Genomic DNA, 10,438 nt, shown 5'->3' with positions numbered 1-10,438 from the left:
TTAATTAAATTATAAAAACATGATATAATCTTGAATGCATAATTAATCATGATTTAAATTTATACAGTTTTGATTAATAATTTTATAACTTAGGAGGAATATCATGGATTTAATGACAGCGGTGGCTATAAGTGTTGGCATATTCTCAGGAATATGGGCTTTTGTTAGTGATGCCTTGGGTCTTATAGTATGGGTTGGATTTATAGGTTTTACAAGTTATTTTGCATCAGGAACAAAAGTTGCAGGGCTTAAAAGATCTATTTTAGCTAATATTTCAGGAATAGTTTGGGCTATGTGTACAATACTTGGAACAAAATATCTTCCAGGTTCATATTGGTCATATATACTTACTGGATTCTTTTCATTTGTAATGTGTTTCCAAGCAAAGGCAAGGCCACTAGAATTTATACCAGGAGCATTTTTAGGAGCTTGTAGTACGTTTGCTACAGGAGGAAATTGGATAGCAGTTATAATATCATTAATTTTTGGAAATGTTTTTGGGCATATATCAAATGTTTCAGGATTACTTTTATATGGAAAATTTAAAAAAGATAAATAAAAAAGGTTACTAGATTTAGTAACCTTTTTTTATTTTTTATCAATATTATTTACAAAATATTAATATACCCTATTATTTACAAAATATTAATAATAGAGTATATTAATTAATTACAGAAGCATTATAAAATAAGGTTTTTGAGAAAAAATGTAAGTTAACATTTGATATTGGAGGTTTTTATGAATGGTTATGAATTATATCTTAGTATAACTATATCGCTATTACTTATAATAGGTTTTATTTATTTAAAATTTAAAAAAGGAAGAAGTTTAATTGTAGTGATAGCTTTATTAACGAATATAGTTTATATAGTTTGGAGAATTACAGTAATTCCATTAAGTGGACTTTCATTTGTATTTGGATTAGCTCTTTTTTTAGCTGAGCTTTTAGGAACTATAGGATTTTTAAATTTTAATTATTTTTCAAGTAGAAAGTATGATTTAGATAAAGAAATATTAAAAGATCCTAATAGTAATGATGTGCCTATGGTTGACATATTTATATGTACATATAATGAACCACTAGATTTACTTAGAAAGACTGTTATCGCTGCTTTAGAATTAGAATATAATAAATCTAAAGTTAATATATATTTGTGCGATGATGGAAACAGAGAAGAAATTAAAAAATTAAGTGAAGACTATGGAATAAATTACATAACTAGAGAAGATAATGAGGGCGCAAAAGCAGGAAATATAAATAATGCATTTAAGTTAACTAATGGAGAATTAGTTGTTATTTTAGATGCTGATATGATAGTTAAAAGAAATTTTTTAGTAAAGACAATAGAATACTTCAAACATAAGGACGTTGCATTTGTTCAAGTTCCTCAAAGTTATTACAACACAGATATGTATCAATATAATTTAAATAAATCTTTACCTAATGAGCAAGATTTTTTTATGAGGGATATACAAGAAGCAAGAGCTTCAATAAATGCTGTATTACATGTAGGAACTAATGCAGTTTTTAGAAGGGAGGCTATTGATGCAGTTGGTGGTTTTCCAACATTCTCAATAACAGAAGATATGGCTCTTGGTATGAGATTACAAGCTAATGGATATAAATCAATATTAGTTAATGAACCATTAGTTTTAGGTCTTAGTGCTACTACATTAGAAGAATCAATTAAACAAAGAGAACGTTGGGCGAGAGGTAATGTACAGGTATTTAAGAATGATAATCCTATACTTAATAGTGGCCTAAAATGGAATCAAAAGATAGCCTATATTGATGGATTACTTTATTGGTTTTCAAGCATTCAAAAGATGATATATATAATATGTCCATTAGTGTATTTATTGTTTGGTATAAGGACATTAGATTCAGAAGTTAGCAAGATATTAATATTTTATCTACCATATTTTTTATCACAGATGATTGTTATAAAGATAGTTTCTCCACAAAATAGAGATTTAAGATGGTCACATTTTTATGAATCAGTTATGGCACCAAGTATAAGTAAAGCTGTATTATTAGAACTTTTTTCAATAAAGTCTATAAAGAAATTTAATGTAACATCAAAAGATGTAAAAGTTGATGAAAATTATTTTAATTTTAGATTTGTATATCCTCATATTGTTTTACTAACAACTACAGTTATATCATGGTTAATGGCTGTAAAATTAATATATGATAGTAGATCATTATCAGTTTTAAATTATATTATATTAAATATATTATGGAGTGCTTATAATGCAGCTGGATTAATTATTGCAATAAAGGTTGCTAATCAAAAGCCTATATTTAGATCTACAGAAAGAGTTAATTTAAAAGAGCCAATAATTATGCAGTGTGAAGATATAAATAATACTAAGATTTTAGTTAAAAATATATCAGATAAAGGGCTTGGAGTAGAAGTTTTAGGTGAAAATAAGTTTAAGATAAATCAAAAAATAAATGTAAAAATAGATAAAGAAGTTGTAACAGGAACAGTAGTCAGAAAAGATAAGAAATTATATGGAATAATGTTTGATAATATAAATAAACAAGCAATGATTGAAGTGATGAGAATATATATAGATAACTTAGAGCCATATTATAAATTAAAAAGAGATCAGATTCATTAAAATAATTTTACAAATTAAGACTTCTTAACTTATGAAAGTTAAGAAGTTTTTTCATAGAAAAATAAAGTTTTTGCAATTTTAAAAGTACACAAAATAATTGAATTTTTTTATGATTATATAAATAAAATCGTAGATAAAACGAAGATTTGTTACCTTATTAACGAAATTTTATTGAAATTTAACAAAGTAAACTTAGTGTTAAGATTATATGAAATACATTGATATTATTTTTTTATAGGAATAATATGGAACATATCAGAGAGGTTTTTTATTATATATAAAAAAGTTTTACAAATTTTACGAAAATAGAAGAAATTAAACATTATTTACTAAAGAGGTGAGTTTATGGATATTAAAGATACCATAAAGAAAGGTACAAAAGAAGCGATTATAAAAGCGGGTATACAAATACTAGAAAATAATCCTGAAAAAAATGTTGATAAAATTTTCAATATCATACGTAAGGGTGTAAGAGATAAAGATAGTAAAAATGCTATAGATGAAGTTCAAAGATATTATAATGAAATACCATCAGTACATAATTTTATTCAAGATATACTTAAAAATACTAATAAAAATTGTTTATCTAAGTTTTTTGCTAACTTCGTTGGAAATGCTACATGGTATGGTATACCAAAGAGAGAAAAGCAAGGAGAAAAGTATGATACAAAAATTCCTTACACAATATTAATTAGTCCATCAATGAGATGTAATTTAAGATGTACAGGATGTTATGCTGCTAACTATAGTAAAAAAGATGATATCCCATTTGAAGAAGTTGATAGATTAGTAAAAGAAGCTAGAGATTTAGGTATATATTACATTATAATACTTGGAGGAGAACCTTTCTTTAATGAATATATGTTAGATATATATGAAAAATATAACGATGTATTCTTTACTCCATTTACAAATGGAACATTATTTGATGAAAAGTTAGCTGATAGATTAGCTAAATTAGGAAATGTTATGCCTATGTTCTCTTTAGAAGGATTTAAAGAACAAACAGAAGGCAGAAGAGGCGAAGGCGTATTTGATGCAGTAATGAAAGGAATGGATCTTTTAAGAGAAAAAGGAATACCATTTGGAGTTTCTTCAGCAACTTCTAGACACAATGTAGATGTTGTTACTTCAGATAAGTTTATCGATATGATAATCGAAAAAGGTGCAAGACTAATATGGTACTTCATGTTCATGCCAGTTGGAGATGAACCAGTTAAAGACATGGATCTTATGTTAACACCAGAACAAAGATTAAAACTTGGAAAGAGAACAAGAGAAATTAGAATGACTAAAGAAATATTCCCAATAGATTTCTTCAATGATGCACCATATGTTGGAGGATGTATTGCAGGTAAATATTACTGTCATATAAATTCAAAAGAAGATGTTGAACCTTGTATATTCTCACACTTCTCAACTGATAATGTAAAAGGTAGACCGCTTATAGAAGTATTCCAAAGTCCTTATTTTAAAGAATTAAGAAAGAGACAACCATATAATAAAAACTTATTAATGCCTTGTCCTATGATTGATAACCCAAATCAAATCAGAGAAATAGTTAAGGTTACAGGAGCTAAGCCTACACATCCAAGTGCAGAATTAATGGTTAAAGATCCTGAGTTTATGAAAAAGTTAGATAATCTTGCAAGTGAATTTGAAGGCTATGCAGAAAAGGAATTCCAAGACGAATTTAACGGAACAGGAAATTACGAATTCTCAAAAGGCTAAAGTTTAATATATCATTATATGTTAATAAAGAATTATCTAAATGCTATAAATATATAGCTTTTAGGTAATTCTTTTATTTTTGAAGATATTGAAGAAGTATAAGAATAATGTATAATTATAATGCAATAAAATAGGTAAAGGGATGATAAGATGGCAATAGCAATAATGTCATGTAGAAAGCTTATAGGTAGATGTTCAGGAGGGGGATGTCATAGAGCATATAATAATTCTACAGCAGCATTTGAAAGATATGCAGATAATAAAGAGGAGCTAGCTAGTTTTTTCTATTGTTCAGGATGTGAAGATAATATTATAGAAGATAAAGAATGGAAAGAAACGATAGCTGATCTTAAAAAGAAAGATGTAAAAACTATACATATATCAAGATGTGTAAAGTCTAAATGTAATGACTATGATAAATATGAAGAAACATTCAAAAAAGAAGGCTTTGAAGTTGTTCATGGAAGTCATTAAATCAAATTTATAATAATTAAATTTTACTAAAGTTAAAATTTACTGAGAGAGGAATACATAAGATGAATTTGAATTTAGAGATTTTTAGATTGATAAATAATCTAGCTAATAAAAGTATATTCTTAGACAATATAATGATATTCTGTTCGAAATATTTACCAGCTATTTTTGCATTAACTGTTGTTATAGTATATTTGATTGGAATTACAAAAAAGAAGGTAAAGTATAGAAAAATTGCAGTTAATACAATAATGTTTATGCTAATAAATTTACTTGTAAGCCTTGTAATAGGAGCAATTTATTATATAGATAGACCTTTTGTAAGATATAGTGTAAATTTAGTTATACCACATGCTGCAAACGCATCATTTCCAAGTGATCATATGATAGGAACATTTAGTATAGCATTAGGGCTTAGAATGTTTAATAAAAAGCTTGGAAATATATTTATCATATTATCAATTTTAGTTGGTATTTCAAGAATATATGTTGGACACCATTATCCATCTGATATTATAGGTGCTCTTGTTGTTGTTTTAGTAATGAATATTATATATAGAAATTTAATAAAAAATATTGTTGATGCTGCTTATATGAAGATTGATAAATTATGTTTTAAAAATAGATAAAATTAATTATTTAATAAATAATTATCTAAATTATATAAATATTAGTATATTTTGGATAATTTTTTTATTTTTTATTATTTAGTATATTGAAGAAATTTAGTTATAATGTATACTTATATTATAGTAAATAAAAAAATAATGGAGGAAGCTATGAGCAGTTTTGAATTGTATGGGGACATGTTAAAAATTTATAGGGAAGTTGATTTACAATGTGGGTATAAGTTAGATATTATGCTTCAAAGAATCAATAATAAGGGAGCTCTTTACGCAGCTAAATCATTAATAAGAGATGAAGAAACGGACAATGGATTAGAATTTTTGATTAAAGCGAATAAAGAAGAATTATCTTTAGAAAATCTAATATTAAGTGATAAATACAAAGATGTTTTTGATGATGAAGATAAACAAATTTGTAATGATAGATTAAGAAAGTATAGAAATATAGAAGAATAATATATAAAAAATACACCACTTAAATTAAAAGTGATGTATTTTTTTATTTAAAATACTTTACCTACATAATTAGTTTTTGGTAATGATTCAAAATCATAAGATCTAAGTTCATCTAATGAATTTATATAAGCATTAAGGCTATCACTTATCATTAAATTAACTGGATTTTCTGTTAAATTAACTATAATAACAGGTTTACCTATAGCGTATGAATATCCACATTCCCAAGCCGTTCCACTATCAGAATAGTTACCGTTACTTATAATAGCAACAACAACATCAGCAGTTTTTATATTATCAACATCAGTATTAAAAGTTTCATGTCTCCATTCTAATGATCCAAATTCTAAATCACTTTTTAATTCATAAGGTGCAAAAACTTCAAATCCTTTTTCTTCTCTTAGAACCTTAAGAACGCTTTTCATTCTATCAAGTTCAGCTTCATTAAAAAAAGGACTAGCTAAATATATTTTTTTCATCTGTGTTCCTCCAAAATCATAAAAATTAAATTATTGTTAAATTGTAATTATATTATAAATATAAAATCCTTATTTACAAATACAAATTGAATATAAAACTTTGAAAAGTAAAAATATTTTTTAAATATTAATAAAAAGTTAATAATGTGTTGAAATTATGAATAAAATATTATATGATTAACTTAATTCGGATAAACATAAGGTTAAGGGGTTAAAAATATATATAGGGGTTTATGAATTAGCATAAAGTATGGGATACTAATTCGTAAATAAAAAAAGCAATTTAGTATATTAATACACTAAATTGCTTTTTTATTTTAATTATAACTAAGAATTTTATAAAAATATGCAAATAAGCATTGTATATAAATTATAATTTAATAAGTTTGAAAAAGTAAGAATAAGGAAGTTTTTTGCAGATATATATAGTATTTATGAATAAAATTGGTTAAATAACTTTTGATTAAGATATAAAGTTCTGATATTATAAATTTGAAAGATTTTTGTTAAAATTTGGAATAGAAATCTTGTAGGGATATTGTAGAAAATATATCCTATAAACTAATGAAATTTTAATATACAGGAATTATTATTTGATTACAGGAGATAATAAAATATTTACATACAAAAGAGCTCTTAAAAGTTAAAAGTACAGTATCATAGCAAATTTATCTTAGGATAAAAGAAAACACAATATAAGAAAGGCTAACTATGAAATTTTAGCTTTGAATAACTATGAGATTAAAAACATGATGAAACAACAAAGTTTAAGATAAAGCTTTATGAATATAGAATTTATAAAGTTACTTAAATAAATATGGGGGTATTATATAATGAAGAAACTTAAATTTTGTTCTTTTGATTTTTGGCAAAAGTTTGGTAAAGCTTTAATGGTTGTAATTGCAGTTATGCCAGCTGCAGGTATTATGATTTCGATTGGAAAGGTTATCGGAATGTATGTTGATATTAGTGCTGTTCAACTTTTTGCAAAAGTAATGGAAGACATAGGCTGGGGTATAATTGGTAATCTTAATATTTTATTTGCAATAGCCATTGGTGGTTCTTGGGCTAAAGAACGTGCTGGAGGAGCATTTGCTGCAGCATTAGCATTTATTCTAACTAATAGAATTACAGGGGTAATGTTTGGCGTTACTGCTGATATGTTAGCTAGTACTACTCCAACTATAGTTAAATCGTTTACAGGACAAGAGTTAGTAGTTGGTGATTACTTTGTATCAGTTTTAGGCGCACCAGCTCTAAATATGGGAGTATTTATTGGTATTGTTTCAGGTTTCTTAGGAGCAGCTTTATATAACAAATATTATAACTATGATAAGTTACCAAATTCTTTATCATTCTTTAATGGTAAACGTTTTGTTCCATTTGTGGTAATATTAGGCTCAGCAATTTCAGCTTTAATATTCTCTTTAGTATGGCCATTTGCACAATACGGATTAAACCAATTTGGTGAATGGATTGCTGAATCAAAAGATACAGCACCAGTAATTGCACCATTCTTATTTGGTTCATTAGAACGTTTATTATTACCATTTGGATTACATCACATGTTAACAATACCTATGAACTACACAGAATTTGGTGGAGTATATGAAGTTCTTACAGGAGCAGCTGCAGGTACAGTTGTTGCAGGACAAGATCCGTTATGGCTTGCTTGGATAACTGACTTAAATAACTTAAAACAAGCTGGAGATATGTCAGCATATACTAACTTACTTAACAGCGTTACACCAGCTCGTTTCAAAGCAGGACAAGTTATATTATCAAGTGCTTCAATAATAGGTATAGCATTTGCTATGTATAGAAATGTTGACCCAGATAAAAAGAAAAAATATAAAACAATGTTCTTCTCAGCTGCAATTGCAGTATTCTTAACAGGGGTAACTGAACCTTTAGAATTTATGTTTATGTTTGTATCACCAGTTCTTTACGGTGCTTATGCAATCATTGCTGGTATAGGTTTTGCTATGGTTGATTTATTAAATTTAAGAGTACATTCTTTCGGAATTATAGAATTATTAACTCGTATACCACTTATGGTTAGTGCTGGAATTACAGGTGATATAATAAACTTCTTATTAGTAGCAGCGGCATTCTTCCTTGCAAACTTTGGAGTAGCAAACTTCTTAATAAAGAAATTCAATATAGCTACACCAGGACGTAGAGGAAATTATATTGAAGATGAAGAAGAAGTAGGTTCAAATCCAAAAGCATCAGATGACGCTATTGCACTAGAAGCAATCGCATTATTAGGTGGTAAGGATAATATAGTAGATGTAGATGCTTGTATGACTCGTCTTCGTGTTACAGTTAAGGATATTAGCTTAGTTGGAGATGAGAAGTCATGGAAATCAAACGGAGCGGTAGGTCTTGTTGTAAAGGATAAGGGTGTTCAAGCAATTTATGGACCTAAAGCAGATATATTAAAATCAAATGTACAAGATATCTTAGGGGTTTAATAAATTATGAAATTACTTACATTGAATTGTCATTCCTGGCAAGAGATGCATCAAATAGAAAAGATAAAATATCTAGCAAAGGTAATAGTAGAAAACCAATATGATGTTGTAGCATTACAAGAAGTAAGCCAAAATATAGATTCAGATTTATTATTTGATAATATAAGAATAGATAACTATGCAGTAATTTTAATAAATGAAATAAAAGAGATTAGTGGATATTCTTATAATTTAGTATGGGATTTTTCTCATATTGGATATGATAAGTATGAAGAAGGATTAGCTATTTTATCACGACATGATATCTTAGAAAAAGAAAGCTTTTATATAACTAAGAATAAAGGCATAGACTTTTGGAAATCAAGAAAAATAGTTAAAGCAGTTATAGAAATTGATGATAAACCTATAGATTTCTATTCATGCCATTTAGGTTGGTGGAATGACTGTGATGAATCTTTTGAAAGACAAGTCAATAAATTATATGAGAAAGTTAAAAATGGAAATGAACTTTCATTTTTAATGGGTGATTTTAATAATAATGCATTGATAAGAAATGAAGGATATGATTTCATAAAAAGTAAGGGTTTATTAGATACTTATGAAATATCAAAGAAAAAGGATTCAGGAATAACAGTTAAAGAAAAGATAGCAGGGTGGGATGATAACACAGAAGATTTAAGAATAGATATGATACTTACCAATAAAAAAATTGATGTTTTAGAAAGTAAGGTTATATTTAATGATGTAAATAAAGATGTGATATCAGATCATTTTGGAGTAGAAATATTGATTGAAAATATTTAATAATTATATCCTAGTTTTAGAGATTTATAATTTCTCTAGGCTAGGATATTTTTGATGATGAGTTTATTATAAATGTAACTAAATTAAATTATATGTTAAAAATATAATAATTAGTAGCAATGAGAAGAAAAATGAAGCTATATTGAGTAAATAGATATTTTTATAAAGATTTTATTTGAATTTGTTTGTTTTTTGGAGAGTTTAATTAAATTCAAAAAGAGAATTGCTTTACCCTTTAGTATATTGGTGTTAAGATTAAGTCAAGGTTTGGACAGGCGTTAAAAAGGGGATGAGAATTATGGGAAGAGAATATGATGAAGTAGTTTTGAAAAATCAAGAATCTAAGTTAAATGAAAAGATAAAAGAAGATGAAAAACTAGTAGAAAAAGTTAAAGAAAAAGAAAAATTACATAAATAGCGTGGTCAAAAATTTATATAAAAGACAAGAACATCTTGCTTGCTTAAGCACATCTTAAGTAAACCAGGTGTTCTTTTTGTATTGTATTGTTTTCTTACAAGGTATATATTTACTTAATAGAATATTAGCATGAGGTTTTTGATTATATTTTAAAAATAGGCTATGTTAGCTAACTTCGTGATTAATCATATATAATATAATTCGGTTCGTAATTGTTATATAATGTGAAGTAAATTATAAACAAGTTAGTACAACCATTTACCATTTAACTCATAAGTACAAATTAGCATCTTTAACTTTTATCATAAAAACAATAAAAAGTTGACAGTTATTATATATTTATAT

The 10,438-nt window shown here is 26.4% G+C and carries 9 protein-coding genes; 8 read left to right on the top strand and 1 reads right to left on the bottom strand.

Translation table 11 applies throughout. The annotated features are described in order from the left end of the window. Nucleotides 1-103 precede the first annotated feature (103 nt). The 6 genes from SPJ33_RS00095 to SPJ33_RS00070 all read left to right on the top strand — a co-directional run bounded on the left by SPJ33_RS00095 (nucleotide 104) and on the right by SPJ33_RS00070 (nucleotide 5,915). Entirely contained in the window at nucleotides 104-559 is a 456-nt protein-coding gene (locus tag SPJ33_RS00095; protein ID WP_321115931.1) for a DUF1097 domain-containing protein, read from the top strand. Between the two features lie 179 nt (nucleotides 560-738). After that, nucleotides 739-2,628: a glycosyltransferase gene (locus tag SPJ33_RS00090; RefSeq protein ID WP_321115930.1), complete on the top strand. Its 1,890-nt coding sequence runs from the start codon at nucleotides 739-741 to the stop codon at nucleotides 2,626-2,628. Between the two features lie 345 nt (nucleotides 2,629-2,973). Then, entirely contained in the window at nucleotides 2,974-4,359 is a 1,386-nt protein-coding gene (locus SPJ33_RS00085; protein WP_321115929.1) for a radical SAM protein, read from the top strand. A gap of 150 nt (nucleotides 4,360-4,509) precedes the next feature. Then, entirely contained in the window at nucleotides 4,510-4,833 is a 324-nt protein-coding gene (locus tag SPJ33_RS00080) for a CGGC domain-containing protein (RefSeq protein WP_321115928.1), read from the top strand. 62 nt (nucleotides 4,834-4,895) lie between these two features. Next, a complete protein-coding gene (locus tag SPJ33_RS00075) occupies nucleotides 4,896-5,462 on the top strand; it encodes an undecaprenyl-diphosphatase (RefSeq protein WP_321115927.1) in 567 nt (188 codons plus the stop codon). 150 nt (nucleotides 5,463-5,612) lie between these two features. Then, a complete protein-coding gene (locus tag SPJ33_RS00070; RefSeq protein WP_321115926.1) occupies nucleotides 5,613-5,915 on the top strand; it encodes a hypothetical protein in 303 nt (100 codons plus the stop codon). Between the two features lie 47 nt (nucleotides 5,916-5,962). Here the strand turns inward: SPJ33_RS00070 and SPJ33_RS00065 are convergent, their stop codons facing one another. Beyond that, nucleotides 5,963-6,394 (bottom strand): nucleoside 2-deoxyribosyltransferase, encoded by a 432-nt coding sequence (locus SPJ33_RS00065; RefSeq protein WP_321115925.1) that lies wholly within the window; start codon nucleotides 6,392-6,394, stop codon nucleotides 5,963-5,965. 833 nt (nucleotides 6,395-7,227) lie between these two features. Between SPJ33_RS00065 and SPJ33_RS00060 the strand changes: the two genes are divergently transcribed. Together SPJ33_RS00060 and SPJ33_RS00055 are read left to right on the top strand one after the other, a co-directional pair. Continuing rightward, a complete protein-coding gene (locus tag SPJ33_RS00060) occupies nucleotides 7,228-8,871 on the top strand; it encodes a PTS transporter subunit IIBC (protein WP_321115924.1) in 1,644 nt (547 codons plus the stop codon). 6 nt (nucleotides 8,872-8,877) lie between these two features. Continuing rightward, a complete protein-coding gene (locus SPJ33_RS00055; RefSeq protein ID WP_321115923.1) occupies nucleotides 8,878-9,675 on the top strand; it encodes an endonuclease/exonuclease/phosphatase family protein in 798 nt (265 codons plus the stop codon). Nucleotides 9,676-10,438: the final 763 nt, after the last annotated feature.

This window comes from Clostridium sp. (assembly GCF_034179595.1).
GTDB lineage: Bacteria > Bacillota > Clostridia > Clostridiales > Clostridiaceae > Clostridium.
This window is presented reverse-complemented; position numbering and strand designations above follow the sequence as displayed.